The sequence below is a fragment of the Streptomyces sp. NPDC058662 genome, assembly GCF_042716255.1.
In the GTDB taxonomy this organism is placed as follows: Bacteria; Actinomycetota; Actinomycetes; order Streptomycetales; family Streptomycetaceae; genus Streptomyces.
This window is the reverse complement of record NZ_JBHXRU010000001.1, coordinates 199,411-215,578: the sequence shown is the minus strand read 5'-3', so window position 1 is coordinate 215,578 and position 16,168 is coordinate 199,411. Positions and strand designations below refer to the sequence as shown.

The 16,168-nt window shown below is 69.7% G+C and carries 17 protein-coding genes, 1 tRNA gene and 1 pseudogene; 6 read left to right on the top strand and 13 right to left on the bottom strand.

The features are described from left to right. Window positions 1-5: 5 nt before the first annotated feature. Entirely contained in the window at window positions 6-581 is a 576-nt protein-coding gene (locus ACFWUQ_RS01035) for an antibiotic biosynthesis monooxygenase (RefSeq protein WP_384531305.1), read from the top strand. A gap of 35 nt (window positions 582-616) precedes the next feature. Here the strand turns inward: ACFWUQ_RS01035 and ACFWUQ_RS01030 are convergent, their stop codons facing one another. From ACFWUQ_RS01030 to ACFWUQ_RS00970, 13 genes and pseudogenes are all read right to left on the bottom strand, one after another. Beyond that, complete coding sequence (locus ACFWUQ_RS01030) at window positions 617-2,266, bottom strand: long-chain fatty acid--CoA ligase (protein ID WP_384531303.1); 1,650 nt, start codon at window positions 2,264-2,266, stop codon at window positions 617-619. 163 nt (window positions 2,267-2,429) lie between these two features. Beyond that, window positions 2,430-2,963, bottom strand: a complete 534-nt coding sequence (locus ACFWUQ_RS01025) for a SigE family RNA polymerase sigma factor (protein ID WP_384531302.1) — start codon at window positions 2,961-2,963, stop codon at window positions 2,430-2,432. Window positions 2,964-3,099: 136 nt separating this feature from the next. Further along, the gene (locus tag ACFWUQ_RS01020; protein WP_384531301.1) at window positions 3,100-4,266 is read right to left on the bottom strand and encodes a lipid-transfer protein; all 1,167 of its coding nucleotides are present in this window, start codon (window positions 4,264-4,266) and stop codon (window positions 3,100-3,102) included. Then, window positions 4,263-4,658 (bottom strand): acyl dehydratase, encoded by a 396-nt coding sequence (locus tag ACFWUQ_RS01015; protein ID WP_384531299.1) that lies wholly within the window; start codon window positions 4,656-4,658, stop codon window positions 4,263-4,265. Before ACFWUQ_RS01015 ends, ACFWUQ_RS01020 begins: the two co-directional genes overlap by 4 nt. A 3-nt stretch (window positions 4,659-4,661) precedes the next feature. Next, a complete protein-coding gene (locus tag ACFWUQ_RS01010; protein ID WP_384531297.1) occupies window positions 4,662-5,819 on the bottom strand; it encodes an acyl-CoA dehydrogenase family protein in 1,158 nt (385 codons plus the stop codon). Beyond that, on the bottom strand, window positions 5,819-6,832 hold the full coding sequence (locus tag ACFWUQ_RS01005; RefSeq protein ID WP_384531295.1) for a bifunctional MaoC family dehydratase N-terminal/OB-fold nucleic acid binding domain-containing protein: 1,014 nt from the start codon (window positions 6,830-6,832) through the stop codon (window positions 5,819-5,821). The genes ACFWUQ_RS01010 and ACFWUQ_RS01005 overlap by 1 nt, the downstream gene beginning before the upstream one ends. Next, entirely contained in the window at window positions 6,829-7,989 is a 1,161-nt protein-coding gene (locus tag ACFWUQ_RS01000; RefSeq protein ID WP_384531348.1) for an acyl-CoA dehydrogenase family protein, read from the bottom strand. The genes ACFWUQ_RS01005 and ACFWUQ_RS01000 overlap by 4 nt, the downstream gene beginning before the upstream one ends. Before the next feature lie 908 nt (window positions 7,990-8,897). After that, window positions 8,898-9,332, bottom strand: coding sequence for a DUF6344 domain-containing protein (locus ACFWUQ_RS00995; RefSeq protein ID WP_384531294.1), 435 nt, complete (start codon window positions 9,330-9,332; stop codon window positions 8,898-8,900). Between the two features lie 338 nt (window positions 9,333-9,670). Then, window positions 9,671-10,192: a tyrosine-type recombinase/integrase gene (locus tag ACFWUQ_RS00990; protein ID WP_384531292.1), complete on the bottom strand. Its 522-nt coding sequence runs from the start codon at window positions 10,190-10,192 to the stop codon at window positions 9,671-9,673. Between the two features lie 340 nt (window positions 10,193-10,532). Beyond that, window positions 10,533-10,607 (bottom strand): annotated as a pseudogene (locus ACFWUQ_RS00985) (hypothetical protein); the annotation flags it as partial. Between the two features lie 509 nt (window positions 10,608-11,116). Continuing rightward, window positions 11,117-11,641, bottom strand: a complete 525-nt coding sequence (locus tag ACFWUQ_RS00980) for a hypothetical protein (protein ID WP_176733151.1) — start codon at window positions 11,639-11,641, stop codon at window positions 11,117-11,119. Between the two features lie 418 nt (window positions 11,642-12,059). Beyond that, window positions 12,060-12,138 (bottom strand) — tRNA-OTHER (locus ACFWUQ_RS00975). Between the two features lie 78 nt (window positions 12,139-12,216). Further along, a complete protein-coding gene (locus ACFWUQ_RS00970) occupies window positions 12,217-13,026 on the bottom strand; it encodes a class I SAM-dependent methyltransferase (protein WP_384531290.1) in 810 nt (269 codons plus the stop codon). Window positions 13,027-13,083: 57 nt separating this feature from the next. On the opposite strand from ACFWUQ_RS00970, the gene ACFWUQ_RS00965 reads away from it, so the two are divergent. The 5 genes from ACFWUQ_RS00965 to ACFWUQ_RS00945 all read left to right on the top strand — a co-directional run bounded on the left by ACFWUQ_RS00965 (window position 13,084) and on the right by ACFWUQ_RS00945 (window position 16,168). Then, entirely contained in the window at window positions 13,084-13,800 is a 717-nt protein-coding gene (locus ACFWUQ_RS00965) for a GntR family transcriptional regulator (RefSeq protein WP_384531289.1), read from the top strand. 625 nt (window positions 13,801-14,425) lie between these two features. Then, window positions 14,426-14,695: a DUF6284 family protein gene (locus ACFWUQ_RS00960; RefSeq protein WP_384531287.1), complete on the top strand. Its 270-nt coding sequence runs from the start codon at window positions 14,426-14,428 to the stop codon at window positions 14,693-14,695. Further along, window positions 14,692-14,967 carry a DUF6303 family protein gene (locus ACFWUQ_RS00955; RefSeq protein ID WP_384531285.1) on the top strand — a complete coding sequence of 92 codons (276 nt, stop codon included), beginning with the start codon at window positions 14,692-14,694 and terminating at the stop codon, window positions 14,965-14,967. Before ACFWUQ_RS00960 ends, ACFWUQ_RS00955 begins: the two co-directional genes overlap by 4 nt. Then, window positions 14,964-15,800 carry a DUF2637 domain-containing protein gene (locus ACFWUQ_RS00950; protein WP_384531283.1) on the top strand — a complete coding sequence of 279 codons (837 nt, stop codon included), beginning with the start codon at window positions 14,964-14,966 and terminating at the stop codon, window positions 15,798-15,800. Before ACFWUQ_RS00955 ends, ACFWUQ_RS00950 begins: the two co-directional genes overlap by 4 nt. Continuing rightward, window positions 15,797-16,168, top strand: a complete 372-nt coding sequence (locus ACFWUQ_RS00945; RefSeq protein WP_384531282.1) for an RRQRL motif-containing zinc-binding protein — start codon at window positions 15,797-15,799, stop codon at window positions 16,166-16,168. Before ACFWUQ_RS00950 ends, ACFWUQ_RS00945 begins: the two co-directional genes overlap by 4 nt.

The window sequence follows — 16,168 nt, the reverse complement described above, 5'->3', positions numbered from 1 at the left end:
GCCCGATGGCCATCACCCAGACGAACGAGCAGACCGTCCCCGCCGACAACGGTGAGGTGAACCTGCTGATCGCGCGGCAGGTGGACCCGGGGCACGAGGAGACGTTCGAGGCCTGGGCCCACGGCATCCTGGAGACGGCCGCGGGCTTCCCCGACCATCTCGGGTACGGGCTCTTCCGTCCCGCGACGGAGGGCGGCCCGTGGTTCCTGGTGCACCGCTTCCGTAACCAGGCGGCGTTCCAGCGCTGGCAGGACTCCGCCGAGCGGGCCGAGTGGTTCTCCAACTGCCTCGGCCACCACCACACCGAGATAGCCCGGCGGGAACTCCAGGGCATGGAGACGTGGTTCGCCAAGCCGGGTACGACCCGGCCGGCGCCGCCGCGCTGGAAGATGGCGGTCAGCTCGGGGCTGGCCATCTTCCCGATCTCGCTGGCGGGCAACGCCGTGCTCGGGCCGTACCTGGTGGATCTGCACTTCGTGCTGCGGACGGCGGCCTTCGCCGTCGTCTTCAGCACCCTGATGACCTACGTGGCCATGCCCGCCGTCAGCAGGCTGCTGCGGCCGTGGCTCACGCGGGGGTAGACCGTCCGGCCGCGGACGGGACCGCGGCCGCCCGCTCAGTCCAGGGTGGTGACGTCCAGCGCACCGTCCGCGTACTGCTTGCGGATGACCTTCTTGTCGAACTTGCCGACGCTCGTCTTCGGCACCGCCTCGATGACCGTCCAACGCTCCGGCAGCTGCCACTTGGCGATGGACTGGCCGAGGAACGCGCGCAGCCCCGTGTAGTCCACGGTGGCGCCCTCCTTGAGTACGACGGTGGCCAGCGGACGCTCTCCCCACTTGTCGTCGGGGACGGCGACCACAGCCGCTTCCGCCACTTCGGGGTGGGCCATCAGCGCGTTCTCCAGCTCCACGCTGGAGATCCACTCGCCGCCGGACTTGATGACGTCCTTGGCCCGGTCGGTGAGGGTGAGGTAGCCGTCGGGGCTGATCACACCGACGTCGCCCGTCTTGAGCCAGCCGTCGGAGCTGAACTTGTCCTCGGGGCGGACCGGTTCGCCGGACGCGCCGCCGTAGTAGGCGCCCGCGATCCACGTTCCGCGCACCTCCAGCTCGCCCGCAGACTCCCCGTCCCAGGGCAGGAGACCGCCGCCGGGACCGACCAGGCGCGCCTCGACGCCCGCCGGGAACCTGCCCTGGGTGATCCGGTAGGGCCACTCCTCCTCGCCGCTCAAGCCGGCCGGCGGGTGCGCCATCGTGCCCAGCGGGGAGGTCTCGGTCATGCCCCACGCGTGGCAGAGGCGGACACCGAGCTTGTCGTAGGCCTCCATCAGGGCGGGCGGGCACGCCGAGCCGCCGATGGTGACCTGCTTCATGGAGCTCAGGTCGCGCGGGTTGGCCGTCACCTCGGCCAGCAGGCCCTGCCAGATGGTCGGGACGGCCGCGGCGTGCGAGGGCTTCTCCCGCTCGATCATCTCGGCGAGCGGGGCCGGCTGGAGGAACCGGTCCGGCATCAGCATGTTGATACCGGTCATGAAGGTGGCGTGCGGCAGCCCCCAGGCGTTCACGTGGAACTGCGGGACCACCACCAGGGTGGTGTCCTTGTCGGTCAGCGCCATCGACTCGGCCATGTTGACCTGCATGGAGTGCAGGTAGATCGACCGGTGCGAGTAGATGACGCCCTTGGGGTCGCCGGTGGTGCCGGAGGTGTAGCACATCGCGGCCGCCTGGCGCTCGTCCAGCTCGGGCCAGTCGTAGCTGTCGGAGCGGCCGGCGAGGAGCTCCTCGTACTCGTGCACGCGCACGTCCAGGCCGTCGAGCACGGAGCGGTCGCCGATCCCGGAGACGACCACGTGCTCGATCGTCGGCAGGTGCGGCAGCAGCGGCGCGAGCAGCGGCAGCAGGGTGCCGTTCACGAGCACGACCCGGTCGGCGGCGTGGTTGACGATGAAGACCAGCTGCTCGGGAGGGAGCCTCAGGTTGAGGGTGTGCAGGACAGCACCCATGCAGGGGATCGCGAAGTACGCCTCCACGTGCTCGGCGTTGTTCCACATGAGGGTGGCGACCCGGTCGTCCTGCTGTACCCCGAGCTCGTCGCGCAGGGCGTTGGCGAGGCGGGTGGCGCGGGTACCGATCTCGGCGAAGCTGCGGCGGTGCGGCTCGGCCTCCCCGGTCCAGGTCGTGACCTGGGACTTCCCGTGGATCGTCATTCCGTGTCGGAGTATGCGGGTGACGAGGAGCGGTACGTCCTGCATGGTGCTGAGCAAAGCGTCCTCCCGGTGAGCGCTGCGGCGCTGCGGCGGCTACGGATGCTGCCGATTCTGCGCACGTACCGGTCGGCATGTCACTACCCCGGAGTAGAAACCGGTTCGTGTTTCACGTGAAACATCCCGCTGTTTCACGTGAAACATCCGCGAAGGTCCGCTCGGTTCAGCGGACGGGGGTCAGCTCCGGGTCCTCACGGAGCTTGCCCAGCGCACGGGAGACGGCGCTCTTGACCGTCCCGACGGAGACCCCCAGCAGCTCCGCGGTCTGCGCCTCACTCAGGTCCTCGTAGTAGCGCAGGACGACCATGGCCCGCTGCCGGTCGGGGAGCCGGGTCACCGCGCGCCACATCGCGTCCCGCAGGGCCTGCGCCTCCGCGGGGTCGGCCGCCGGCGCCTCCTCGGTCTCCGGCAGCTCGTCGCACGCGAACTCGTCCACCTTGCGCTTGCGCCACTGGGAGGTGCGCGTGTTCACCAGGGTCCGCCGGACGTAGCCGTCGAGCGCGCGGTGGTCCTCGATGCGGTCCCAGGCCATGTACGTCTTCGCGAGGGCCGTCTGCAGGAGGTCCTCGGCGTCGCACGGGTTGGCGGTGAGGGAGCGGGCGGTGCGCATCAGGACCGTGCCGCGGGTCCGGACGTACGCCGAGAACGACGGGTACGGCGTCGGGTTCGAGGCGAGCGTGCACACAGGCGGGGTCATGTCTCCACGCTAGGAGCGCCCGCCCGCGCTGGAATCGCCCGCAGGTGCCGAAGGGGGATCCACCTCAGGTTGTAGGTGTAGGACGAACTCGACCTCCTGAAGGTGGAGGGGGCCTGAGCCCGCCCCGGACCGGTCCTCAGCCGTAGGCGCCGAGGATCAGGCCGGAGGTCGGTACCCCCGTCCCGGCCGTGACCAGGGCGTGGGCGGCTCCCGCCACCTGGTTCACGGAGGTGCCGCGCAGCTGGCGGACGGCTTCGGCGATGCCGTTCATCCCGTGCAGGTACGCCTCCCCGAGCTGACCGCCGTGGGTGTTGATCGGCAGGGCGTCCGCGGCGACGAAATCGGCGGCCTCTCCCGGTCCGCAGAACCCGAACTCCTCCAGCTGCATCAGCACGAACGGGGTGAAGTGGTCGTAGAGGACGCCCACGTCGATGTCCGAGGGCCGAAGCCCGCTGGTGCGCCACAGCTGGCGTGCGACCACGTCCATCTCGGGAAGTCCGGTGAGGTCGTCGCGGTAGAAGGAGGTCATGCCCTCCTGCCGGCGGCCGGCGCCCTGCGCCGCCGCGGTGACCACGGCCGGCGCGTGCCGCAGGGTCCGGGCCCGCTCCGTGGTGGTGACGACGAGGGCCTGCCCCCCGTCGGTCTCCTGGCAGCAGTCCAGCAGCCGCAGCGGCTCCACGATCCACCGCGAGGCGGCGTGATCGGCGAGAGTGATCGGCTTGCCGTGGAAGTACGCGGCGGGATTGTTCGCGGCATGTCGGCGGTCGGTGACCGCGACGTGCCCGAAGGCCTCCGGCGTGAGGTTGTAGGCGTGCAGGTAGCGCTGCGCGGCCATCGCCACCCAGGAGGCCGGAGTCAGCAGCCCCCAGGGCAGCGACCAGCCGAGCGCCGCACCCTCCGCCGAGGGCTCGCGCTGCTGGACACCGGAGCCGAAGCGGCGCCCGGAGCGCTCGTTGAAGGCGCGGTAGCAGACCACCACCTCCGCGACCCCGGTGGCGACGGCGAGCGCGGCCTGCTGGACGGTGGCGCAGGCCGCTCCGCCGCCGTAGTGGATACGGGAGAAGAAGGACAGGTCCCCGATCCCGGCCGCCTGCGCGACGGTGATCTCGGGGCTCGTGTCCATCGTGAAGGTGACCATGCCGTCGACATCGGCGGGGGTGAGCCCGGCGTCGTCGAGGGCGGCGTGCACGGCCTCGACGGCCAGCTTGAGCTCGCTGCGGCCGGAGTCCTTGGAGAACTCGGTGGCCCCTATCCCGGCGATCGCGGCACGGCCGCCGAGTTCGTCGCGCGTACGGACACTCATGCGTCGCTCCCCGGGTCGAGGGTCACGGTGACCGTGCCGGTGACGTGGTGGCCCAGACCGTTGGCGCCGATGACGCGGATCTCCGCGGTGTCCCCGTGGAGGGCGGTGACCGTACCGGTGAGCGTCATGGTGTCGTCCGGGTAGTTGGGGGCGCCCAGTCGGATGGCTACCTTGCGCAGCACGGTGCGCGGACCGAGGCGGTCGGTGATGTAGCGGCCCACCAGGCCGTTGGTGGTCAGGATGTTCATGAGGATGTCCGGGGAGCCCTTCTCCCGTGCCGAAGCGGCGTCGTGGTGCACGTCCTGGTAGTCACGGGAGGCGATCGCGCCCGCGACGATCAGCGTGCGGGTGACCGGGATCTCCAGGGGTGCCAGTTCCTCGCCGACTCTCATCGCTCAGCCCTCCCGCGCCAGTAGCTCGCCCAGTTCGGCCAGCAGCTCACTGCCGCAGCCCAGGTAAGCGTCCAGCTGGCGCCCCCAGAGGAAGTGCCGGTGGACGGGATGGTCGAGGTCGGCGCCCATGCCGCCGTGCAGGTGCTGGCCCGCGTGCACGACCCGCTTGCCCGCTTCCGAGGCCCACCAGGCGGCCGTCAGCGCGTGCTCGCCTGCGGGGAGGCCCTCGTCGATACGCCAGGCGGCCTCGTACGCGGTGACGCGGATCGCCTCGGTGTCCATGTACGCGTCGGCCGCGCGCAGCAGGACGGCCTGGTTGGTGGAGAGCGGGCGGCCGAACTGCTCGCGGGTGGAGGTGTACTCCACGGCCCGTGCGAGGGAGCCCGCGCAGACGCCCGCCTGGAGCCCGGCGAAGGCGGTGCGGGCAGCCGCGAGCGTACCGGCGTAGGCGGATCCGTCGTCGTGACCGCCCGCGGCCGAGGCACTGTCCCCGGGCGCGGGAACCGTGCCGATGCGTTCGGCCTCGGCACCCGTCAGTGTCAGCCGGCCCGCCGCCCAGGGCGCGGTGGTCTCCACGGCCGAGGTCTGTACGCCGGGCGCGTCCGTGCGTACGAGCCACAGGGCGCGTTCCGTGTCAGGGACCAGGACGTGCGTGGCCTCGCGCAGCCAGGGAACGATCGGGACGGTGCCGGTGAGCCTGGCCGATTCGGCTCCGCCACTGCCGGACGTGGCTGCTCCCCCGCCGCGTCGGGCGGTGTCCCGGAGCGGTTCGGGGGTGTCCCGGAGCCGTTCGGCGGTGATGCGGCCTCGGGCCGGGAAGGCTCCGGTCGCCACCGCCTCGCCCGTGCCCAGGGCGGGCAGCAGACGGGCGCGCTGCTCGGCACTGCCGTGCGCGGCGATGGGGAGGATGCCGTACACGCAGGTGGCGGCGTAGGGGACCTGCGCGGTGAAGCGGCCCTGCTCCTCCAGCAGCAGGACCAGACCGAGCACGCCGATGTCCTCCACCGCGGCGGCCAGCCCGGCGGCGGTGAGGGCCTTCCACAGCTCGGCGTCGCTACCGGTGCCGGCGGCGGCCAGGCGCTCATGGGTGGCGAGGTCCCGGAAGATCTCAGCGGCGAGGCCGGCCGCGGCGGCCTGCTCCTCGGTGGGGTGGAAGTCCATCAGCCGGCACTCCCGCGGAAGACGGGGAGTTCGAGGCCGTCGTCGACGCGCAGGAACTCCAGTTGGACGGGCAGACCGATCCGCACCTTGTCGTACGGGACGCCCGTGATGTTGCTGACCATGCGGACCCCTTCGGCCAACTCGACGAGCGCGACCGCGTACGGGGGGTCGAAGGCCGGGAAGGGCGGGTGGTGCATGACGACGTAGCTGAACACCGTGCCCGTCCCGGACGCCTCGACGGTGTCCCAGTCGGGCGAGGCGCAGGTGTTGCAGCCGGGGAGCCACGGAAAGCGGAGTGCCCGGCAGGCGGTGCAGCGCTGGATCAGCAGCTTGTGGTCGCGCACACCGTCCCAGAAGCCCTGGTTGTCGCGGTTGACCACCGGTCGGGGCCGCCGGGCCGCGGCCTGCGCCGACGGTCGCGCCGACTGCGCGGGCCGGGCTGCCGATCCCGGCTGGGCCTGCTGGGCCTGCTGGGCGGCCGGGCGGTACTTCAGGATGCGGAAGCGGTGGGTCCCGGCGAGGGCGCCGTCCGCCCGGACGTCCATGCGGGTCGTCACGAAGTGCCCGGTGCCCAGCTTGGTCGTCTTGCGGGGCGAGACCGACTCGATGACGGCGTCGAAGGTGACCGCGTCACCGGGGCGCAGCGGCCGGAGGTACTCCTGCTCGGAGTCGGTCGCCACCACGGCGGTGAAGCCGGCGCCGTCGAGCAGGGCGAAGAGGTCGTCGTGCGCACTCGCCCGGTCCGTGTGGCCCGAGAGGCCGCCCATCGTCCACGCCTGCAGCATCGTGGGCGGCGCGATGGCGGCCGGCCCGCTGTAGGAGGGGTTGTTGTCGCCCATCGCCTCGCACCAGTGCCGGATCATCGGCTCGTTGACCAGGTCCTTGCCCCGGCCCCCGATGGCGGCGGGCGCGCCCTCGAAGGCTTTGAGCAGAGCGTGGAACCGAACGGCCTCCTCGGTCCCGGAGGCCCCGCGGTCACCACCGGCCGCCGCCCCGGCCGTGTCCGCCGTCATCGCTTCCTGCCCTTCATGCCGAGCCGCATCATCGCGACGATCTCCCGCTGGACCTCGCTGACCCCGCCGCCGAAGGTGTTGATCTGGGCCGCCCTGTTCATCCGTTCCAGCTCGCCGCCGGCGAAGGCGCCGGGCCCCCGTACCAGGGCCTCCTCGCCCACCACCTCCTGGCACATGCGGTACACCTCGACGGTGGACTCGGTGCCCAGGAACTTCACGCCGCTGGCATCGCCGGGAGTCAGCGCACCACTGCCCACGTCCTGGACGAGCCGCCAGTTCAGGAGGCGAACGGCTGCCAGTCGCGCATGGGCCTCGGCGAGCCGGGACCGTACCCAGGGGACGTCGGCGGGACGCTCGCCCGTACCGGGGTCGCGGGTGCGGGCATGGGTCAGGGCGGCTTCGTAGAAGTCCTCGGCCTGCATGCCGATGGCGGCGAGTGCGACCCGCTCGTGGTTGAGCTGATTGGTGATCAGGCCCCAGCCGCCGTGCTCGGGGCCGACGAGGTGGCTGGCGGGTACGCGCACGGAGTCGTAGTACGTCGCGGTGGTCGTGAGCCCGCCGACGGTGTGGATCGGCGTCCAGGAGAAGCCGGGCGCATCGGTGGGCACCAGGATGATGGAGATGCCCTTGTGCTTGGGCGCCTCGGGGTCGGTGCGGCAGGCGAGCCAGATCCAGTCGGCGTTCTGGGCGTTCGAGGTGAAGATCTTCTGCCCGTCGACCACCCACTCCCCGCCCGCCGCCCCGTGCCGGACGGCGCGCGTGCGCAGGGAGGCGAGGTCGGTGCCGGCCTCCGGCTCCGAGTAGCCGATCGCGAAGACGAGTTCGCCCCGCAGAATCCGGGGCAGGAAGTAGTCCTTCTGCTCCTGGGTCCCGTACTTCATCAGGGTCGGCCCGACGGTGTTGAGCGTGACCATGGAGACGGGCGCGCCGGCGCGGTAGGCCTCGTCGAATAACACGAACTGCTCGTCCGGGCCCCGACCCTGTCCGCCGTACTCGATCGGCCAGCCGAGCCCGAGCAGGCCGTCGGATCCGATGCGGCGCAGCAGTTCACGCTGACGCGCCGGGTCCTCGGGCACCCCTTCCGGCAGCAGATCCTCGAAGTACTGCCGCAGCTCCGCACGGAGCCGCACATGGCCTTCTGTCGGGGCGAGGTGCACGGTGCCGGCCCTCCCTGGCATCACAACGGCAAGTAAAACTGACTGTCCGTCAGATCTACTCGCGATGTCAAGGCCGGGAAGCGCACAGCAGCCGGGCACGCACGAGGGTGCCCGCACTACCGGACCCAGCCGGTCCGGTCGCACGGGCGCCCTCAACACTCAGGGGCGGCTCAGGCCGCGACTACCACCAGGGGTGGAAATTGACGGCGACGGAGGAGGTGGGCTGCTCGATCGCGGTGAGGGCCGAGCCGTTGACCTGCGCGGTGTTGTTCTGGTTGGACGCGCCCGACCCTGTGCCACCTGCTGCGAGGTGGACGAGTTGCCGTTGCTGCTGCCGCCCTGGCCACGGCGCCGAAGACCTCCCCGGGACCGCAAGCGCTGACGCGTTCCGGCAGACTCGGACCGCGGACATGCCGAAGTGGGCCGCGTCGTCCGGGAACCCCACCGTCTCCCGGGCCGCGGCCCTGCAATGCCTGGCTTCACGCCCTCTGCACGCCCTTGGCGCACGCCGGGGCACGTCGTCTCCGCCCCGCTCCGGGGCCGCGCGCGGCGCGATCCACGGTCATGACCGACCGGGCTCCAGCGCCTGATGCCGTTCTGCCTACTCGTACGCTGCCTGTGCGTGTACTCGTACTCGGTCCTGCGACTGTCCCTGTGCCTGTGCTCGTACTCGGTCCTGCGGCTGTGCCTGCGCCTGTGCTCGTACTCGGTCCTGCAGCCGTGCCTGTGCCTGTGCTCGGTCCTGCGGCTGTGCCTGCGCCTGTGCTCGTACCCGCACTTGGGCATCTGCGTCTGTGCTCGTGCTCGCGCCTGCGGCTGTGCTTGTACTCGTACCTGCGCCCGCTCATGTCGCGGCCTCGGTTGCGGCGGCTGATGCCGTCCGGGCTGGCGGACCACGCGGGTCCGGGTTACGCGGCGAGCGCGAGAGCTGCCCGGGAGGCGCCGGCACGGACGGCGGACGCGGATCCTGCGGGGGCAGCGGCGGAGGGCGCCGCGGGAACTGCGAACCCGACCGGTGCTTCGAGGCAGACACCCGGGTCGGCGCCCATGGCCGCGGCGGTGGTCGACCGGCGGACGGACGGGCTCTTGCCGTGCGCCTCGGCGCGGATCCGCTGCTTGATGGTCGGCGGCAGCGAGCCACCCCGCATCATCGCCCGCCAGCTCCGCGGGGCCGCGACGCACGGACGGCGTACGGCGGCGGCCGCGCCGGCACCCTCGGCGGCGGCCGGCGAGGAAGAGGCGGCCGGGGCGGACTTCGCACCGAAGCCGAGCGAGGCGAGAAGGGCTACGAGGGCGGTGAGGACGGTGGTCCAGAGCGACGTGAGGGTGCTGCGGTGAGCCATGACGAGGTACCTCGTTTCAGGATGTTCCGACGGGCGGATCTGCATACATTCGTCATGATGTGGTCGCAACCGCACCGCCCCCACCACCCGCGCCGATCTTCCGACAAACACCACTCGGAAGGCCCAGAGACACTTCCCGAAACGCAATCCCGCCACGGCTTCCGTGCCACAGGGGCGGTACCGCACAGCACAACGGCCCCTGACTGGTTTTCCTGGTCAGGGGCCGTTCACATGCGGTGGGTGTGGGATTTGAACCCACGGTGACATCGCTGCCACGACGGTTTTCAAGACCTCTTGCGGACCCCACTGGTGTCCGACTCGGGGCCAGGTCAGAGGTTCTATGAGGCCCCTTCGCCAGGGTCGGCGGGGGCAGCGTGCCCGTCCCGTGCCCCTTCGTTGTCCTCGTGCCCGTTGAGCCAGCTATCCGAGGCGTCGGCCACCTGAGCGTCACGTCCATCGACTGGCCGGGCGTAGTGGCGGGTGGTAACGCTGGCGTTCGAGTGGCCCAGCCGCCGGGCAGCGGTCATGACGCCGAACTTGTCCGCCACCCAGGTTCCGTGCGAGGCCCTTAGGTCATGCGGGGTGACGTCGGTCAGGCCAGCAGCCTTCACGGCAGGATCGAAGCAGGCCTTACGCCACTGGTTGTAGCGCAGCGGGCCGCCCTTGGAGTTGGCAAACAGGAGCACGTGGTCACCCGGGCCCAGCCCGGCCAGGTGGGCCCCAAGCCGCTTGGCCAGCGAAGGCGCAATCCGCAGCACCCGCTTCTGGTGGGACTTGGGTGTATCGAAGACGAGCTTGCCCTTGGCCTCGGCCAAGTTCTCGTCCACGAGCACCAGGCGGCCGGCCAAGTCGATGTCCACCCGTCGCAGAGCGAAGGCTTCCCCGATCCGCAGGCCACCGAAGGCCACCGAAGGCCAACAGTGCGATCAGCAGATCGTGAGGCTTGTCAGCATGCCGGACGACGCTGGACGCCTCTGCCTGAGTGAGGATGTGCGGCTCGGTCTCGGGCATCCGAGGCAGGCGGACACCACGGCACGGCGTTTGGGCAATCAGCCCGTTGTCCACGGCCGACCGCATGAGCTGTGACAGCACTCGGTACGCCTGCCGGATCCGGGACGCGCTCAGCCCCGCCGTCTTCATCGAGCCGACCCATTCGGTCACCGTGATCGGACGCAGGCTGGACAGCTCACGGTCACCCAAGGCCGGGTTGATCCGCGAGGCGATGAGCGACCGGTACGACGCCTGCGTCTTGTGCTTGAGATGGCTTGGGTCCATGCGTGCTGAGCGGTGGGGGAGGCGGTGCGGGACCGTGGTCAGGTCCAGGCCGCGGGTTGGGGCGTCGATGTGGTTGCTGCCGGTCGGCACCGCTGTCCTGATCCGGAGGCTGCCAGATTCCGGGAGGGGCGGTGCCCATCAGGACAGTGGCACCGACCTCGAAGGAGCACCCATGGCCTGCACCGACCCCCAGTGCGACGGCGGCGTCATCCCCAACCCGTACTCCGACGACCCCGAGGGCCTCACCCTCTGCCCCGCCTGCAACCACGCTACGACCCCCGCGACCACCACGACTACGCGGGCTGACGCTCCCGGGGCCTCGGCGCGAGTCGGGGCCCCGGCCGTCGGCTCCCGTCTCATTCAGCGCGGTACACGATCGTTCAGGGCGGAACCACAGCCGGAAACAGTTGAGCTTCCGACAGCACATGAACGCAGGTGAACCGCCTCATACACGAGGCAACGGAGCCTCATCAGGATTGGAAAGAGTGCTGTTCGCCGGCCAGACGTGGCTACAAGTGGCGGGCGTCCGGGCTGAGGATGGCTGGATCTTCGGATCGCAGCCGGAACTTTGCATGGACGCCGAGGCTGTTGCGTGCGGCAATGTAGAACTCATCACGCTTCTCCTGAAACTCCCGGAACGCCCTCATCCAGTCGTCTGACGTACCTGGGCGCATGTCTCGAACGAACTGTTCCAGTACCCAGGCGTGCCGCTGTAGCGATCTGGCTGCCGAGATGGATTCCGCGTCTCCCATAAGGAGCACGGCTTCGAACGCATAGCCACGCTCAAGCTCAGCTTCGGCCAGCAGCTCCAGGCCGGCCTCCCTGGCGAGTGGCTGAGGCAGGTCGAAGAGTCCCTTGCCTGCAGCCAGACGACCTGCCAGCGAGGTGAACCTCTTGACCGCGTCGGCAAACCGGAGATAGCACTCCAGGCGACGTTCGTCCCACCGTGTGGAAAGTTGGCGCCGCCACCGAGATCTCTCCATCAGGGCTCCACCGACGTACGACGCAACCGCGCCGACGAGCACGCCGATCAAGGTGAACAATTGTCCTGACATGCCCCCGCCTATCATGTATCTGTCAGGAGAGAACATACGGCCGGAGGCTCTGACGCGTAAGGGCCTCAGGCTGGTATGAGAGCTGAACGGCCTCTCAGCGGAGCCGGGATCAACGGCCGGATGCCACTACATCTCCGGAGCCCTCGGGCAGTTGCTGTACCGCAGCGAAGTACAGCAACCCCAGCAACCGGCAGCGCCCAGTACAGGCCCTCAGGGACTTCCGGGGGGCCTGTATGACCTCAAGTGACCGATCTCGCTAGAGCTACGGATCAGAAGGCCGGCCGTGCCCTTCTCGTGCCCGTTCCGTGGGGAAACCACGGGGAACGGCGGTCGCCAACGGACAGCATCCATATGAACGACCCCTGACCGTCTTGCCTGGTCAGGGGCCGTTCACATGCGGTGGGTGTGGGATTTGAACCCACGGTGACATCGCTGCCACGACGGTTTTCAAGACCGATCACGTGGCGTAACCCGCCCGCGCCTTCACCTGGCCTTTTGGCTGCACCGCCCCATTGCCAGCGGCCGCGCTGGCCAGAGGTTGGCCACAGCCATGATCATTCGGGAGCTTTCCCGACGGCAAGGAAGTGGGAGCTGGCCGCAAGAAGCTCGGGGTAAGGCTCGGCCATCCGGGCGGCCGTCAGAACAGACGCAAACAGCTCGTCTGAGGGGGCGGCGCCGGTCTGCTGCTCCACAGCCTTAAGGAGAGACCACGCAGGGCCCTCCACACCGAACACTTCAACCTCGGTGAAGCCCGCAGCGCGCATCTCCTCAGCCAGCTCCTCCGCACGGTGGAAGTACGCCAGCGTGAAGCCGCGCTTTCCATCATGGATGGCGGTGCGGAGGATCGAGGAGATGGAAGCTTGCATCCGCTCGGTATGCAGGTGCGCGTACGTGACGTGCTCGAAGATCGATGCGTAGCGATTGATCGCGGCGGCCGCTACGAACCCTCCGGGCCGCACCACGCGAAGGGCCTCGGTGAGAGCCGCGTGCCGATCCTGGGAATCCGGCAGGTGGTAGAGCGGGCCAAGCACCTGGACGACGTCATAGGACGCATCTGGCGCGGTCAGGTGGCGTGCGTCCCCAAGGGCCGCGTTGCACACCTTCGCGGCCTGCTCTACGTGCCGTTCGACGGGGTCGATCAGATCCACCTGATAGCCATCGTCCATCAGCCACTGGGCATGCGCGCCCGCACCGCCGCCCACGTCCAGAATCCGCGCCGGCGCGGCTGGCAGGAACCGGCGAAGGATCTCCTGTGTGCGGAGTAGCTCAAGGCGTCCGTCCGCCGACATGGTCAAGCGGGCGCTCTCGTCCACGATCTGCGAGTAGAAGTGCTCGACCTCAGGCGCTAGCTCTGGTTTCAGCATGAGAGCAGTATCCTGTGTACCGGTGGACCAGTCCAGCAAAGCTTTGAAAGGGGAGTCATGGCACTGCTGAAGTACGAAGAGATCGCGGAATCCCTGCGATCCCGGATCGCGGCGGGAGAGTTCGCGCCAGGCGACACCCTTCCGTCTGGGCGGGACCTTGCCGAGCAGTGGGCCGTTTCTCGGGCCACGACCGTCAAGGCCATGGACGTCCTGCGGAACGATGGCGTGGTTGAAGCCCGACAGGGGACCGGATTCATCGTCACGGAGACCCCCGTAGCACGGCCGGCGGGTGGTCGGGCGGCCGGGTCAGCGCGGGTGTCGGGTGGCCTGCCGTTCCTCCGCGTAGGGGCGCCCGACTGGGCAGTGCCTCCGGTCCACGTGGCTGAGGCACTCCGAATGGACGCTGGCCGCGAGACCCTACGCCGGGTTCGCGTCTTGCAGCTTCCTGATGGCAGCCCGCATAGCTACGTCACAGCCTGGTTTGCACCGGATGTGGCGGAGTCCTCGCCACGACTGGCTCAGACTGCGCCGATCGCCGAGGGGACGACGCGGTACGTCCGTCGGCAGACCGGCCGGTTCCCCGTGGAAGGAACTGACACCACGTCGGTGCGCCTAGCCTCGGACACCGAGGCGGAGCACCTCGCCCTGTCGGGACCGACAGCAGTCGCCGTTTTGCTGCACACAGCGTTCGACAACGAGGGCCGCCCTCTTGTCTGCGAAGAGGGAGTCACACCCGGCTCGCTCTACGAGCGAGTGGACACCTACGCGATGTAGCCCACACGGCCAACAAAGAAGCTGGACCGGTCCGCCGGTCCAGCCTTTTTTGATGCCCAGAAACCTCTCCACCTGCACATACGTAACTGGCCGCAGCGGCACGCACACGAAACACTTGACTGGACCGGTCCACCGGTCCACTCTATGGATGTGGCCGCAAGGTCGCCCAACTCCATCGGGGTTTGGGCGACTTGGTCATGCAACTCCTTGGTGTCCGGCGTGTCCCGTTCTTAAGGGAGCCCTTCGGGGCTACCGCACCCGTCGGAGAGCCACCGGCTTTCCCTTGAAAACTCAACAGTGGACGTGAATTTGAGGCCGCCGCCTCCTCAGTAAGGCGGCCGGCGCGGCTAAGGTCCGCGCACTCGACCATCCGCAGCGTCACGCTGCGGCCGGTTGCCTCCCCCGCCCGTCCGGCGCTTCGGCGCTGTACGGGCGGGGTTGAGGGGAGCCGGGGCCGGTTCGTCCGGCCGGTTTCACATCCGCTGGACCAGTCCTTCCACCACGTGTGACTGCTGGTCGCCGCGCTGATCATCGTCACCGTCTGACCCTCGAACGCAGTGCAGCCCCCGGCGTTCCCGCGCCGAGGGCTGCTGAGTCCCGTTCCTCTCTAGAAGGAGCAAGACCCATGAAGTCCATCGCTGCACTTCACAAGGTTGTTACCCCGTGGTCCGACGGCTTGGAGCCGTCGGACGCGGAGCTGGACGCGATCGAGCAGGAGTTGCCGCTGATCCTGGCGGAGGTCGACCTGCTCGACGTGGAGATTGCCGTACTGGACCGGGCGCCGGCCGAGCTGGACGAGCGGCGCATCCGTCGGGCCCGCCGCAGGGTGCTCATCGAACGGCGGACCCTGATCAACCAGGCCGCCGCCGCGAACATGCCCGGCGGTGCCGCATGAGTCACAGCGCCCGCTTCTCGAACAGCTACTCCGGCGACTGGGAGGTCTACGTCGTTACCAGTGGCGTTCCTTCGCTGAACTGGCCGGAGCACGACTTCGGTCGCAGCATGCCGGTCCCCACGCTCGCCGAGCGCACCGAGGCCCTGGCCGGACTGGGCTACGAGGCCGCCGACGGCGCGGCATGGCAGTGGCAGGAACTGTCCAGCGCCACCACAGCCCGGGTGCGGCTGCTCGCCGCGCTCGATGTCCGCCCGATCGGTGGTGCCTCGTGAACCGCCGGGCTAAGACGGCTTTGGTGCTCGCACTGGTCGCCGTCGTGGGCATGGCGTTCCGAGTCTCCTGGAACGCCCTGAGCGACGTGGCCCGCGCGATCGGCGCGGACGGCACCGCGGCGACGCTGTACCCGTTCGTAGTCGATGGCCTGATGGCCCTCGCCCTCGTCGCGGCCCTCGTCCTGACCAACGAGGCCCGCCGGTTCGCCCTGCGGGTGCTGGCCGCGTACACGCTCGCGTCGCTGGTCCTTAACTACGTCCACGGACTGTTGCCCGAGCTGCACGCCGAGTCGATCGACTGGACTCGACTGGCCGACTGGGACCCCGCGAACTGGGCGCTCGTCTTGCTGGCGACGTCGCTTCCGGTCGGGTCGATCTACTTCGGCTCCGACCTCGTCGCCAAAGTCCTCCACCACAAGCCCCCGATCGAACTGACCGCCCAGGAATCGGCACAGACTGCTGCAAATCGGTCCACCCCTGAGCAGGGAGAACCGCCGGTTGAGCAGGAGCCGACGCGGGAGGTGGACTCTTCCCCCACCGTCCTAATCGAGGCGATCGAGGCACGTCCGCAGCTCGTCGCGGCGGCCGAGTCGACGCGTCCTCGTCGGGCGACCGGTCGAGTCCCGGCGGCCGCCCGATCGATCCGACCGATTCGCACCGATGCCGAGTTGCTCGGCGAGGCGCGGAGCCTGACCGAGTCGTGGCCGGTCGAGAAGCTGACCGGTGAAGGGATCCGCAAGGCCCTGCGCACCTCCCCGGCCAAGGCACGGATCGTGCGGGAGGCCTTGAAGGCTGAGCGTGAGCGGGACGAGGCGGCGGCGGTGGCCGGATGAGCCTGTCGTTCGCCGACTGCCACGATCCGACGGGAAGAGTCCACGGCCTCCCCACCTTCCCGTGGCGCCTGGCCCCCGATGGTCTCGCCACCCGTCGGCAGTTACGGGCCCTGGGGCTCCGCCCGGGTGGTCAGGACATCGCCGGTCAGGTTCTGCGCCCGCGCTTCCGTCGGGGGCCGCTGGCCGCGTTCCTGTACCGCGTCGACCGGGCCAAGCCAGTCCGGGCGATGACCCCGGCCAAGACCGCCGCGCTGGTCAAGGCCAATGCCGCTCGCCGTACATGCCCCGAATGCCGCCGCGACGCCGGGTACGTCATACCGGCCTCGCTCGGCATGTGCGTTCCCTGCGCCTACCCCGAAGGAGGCTGA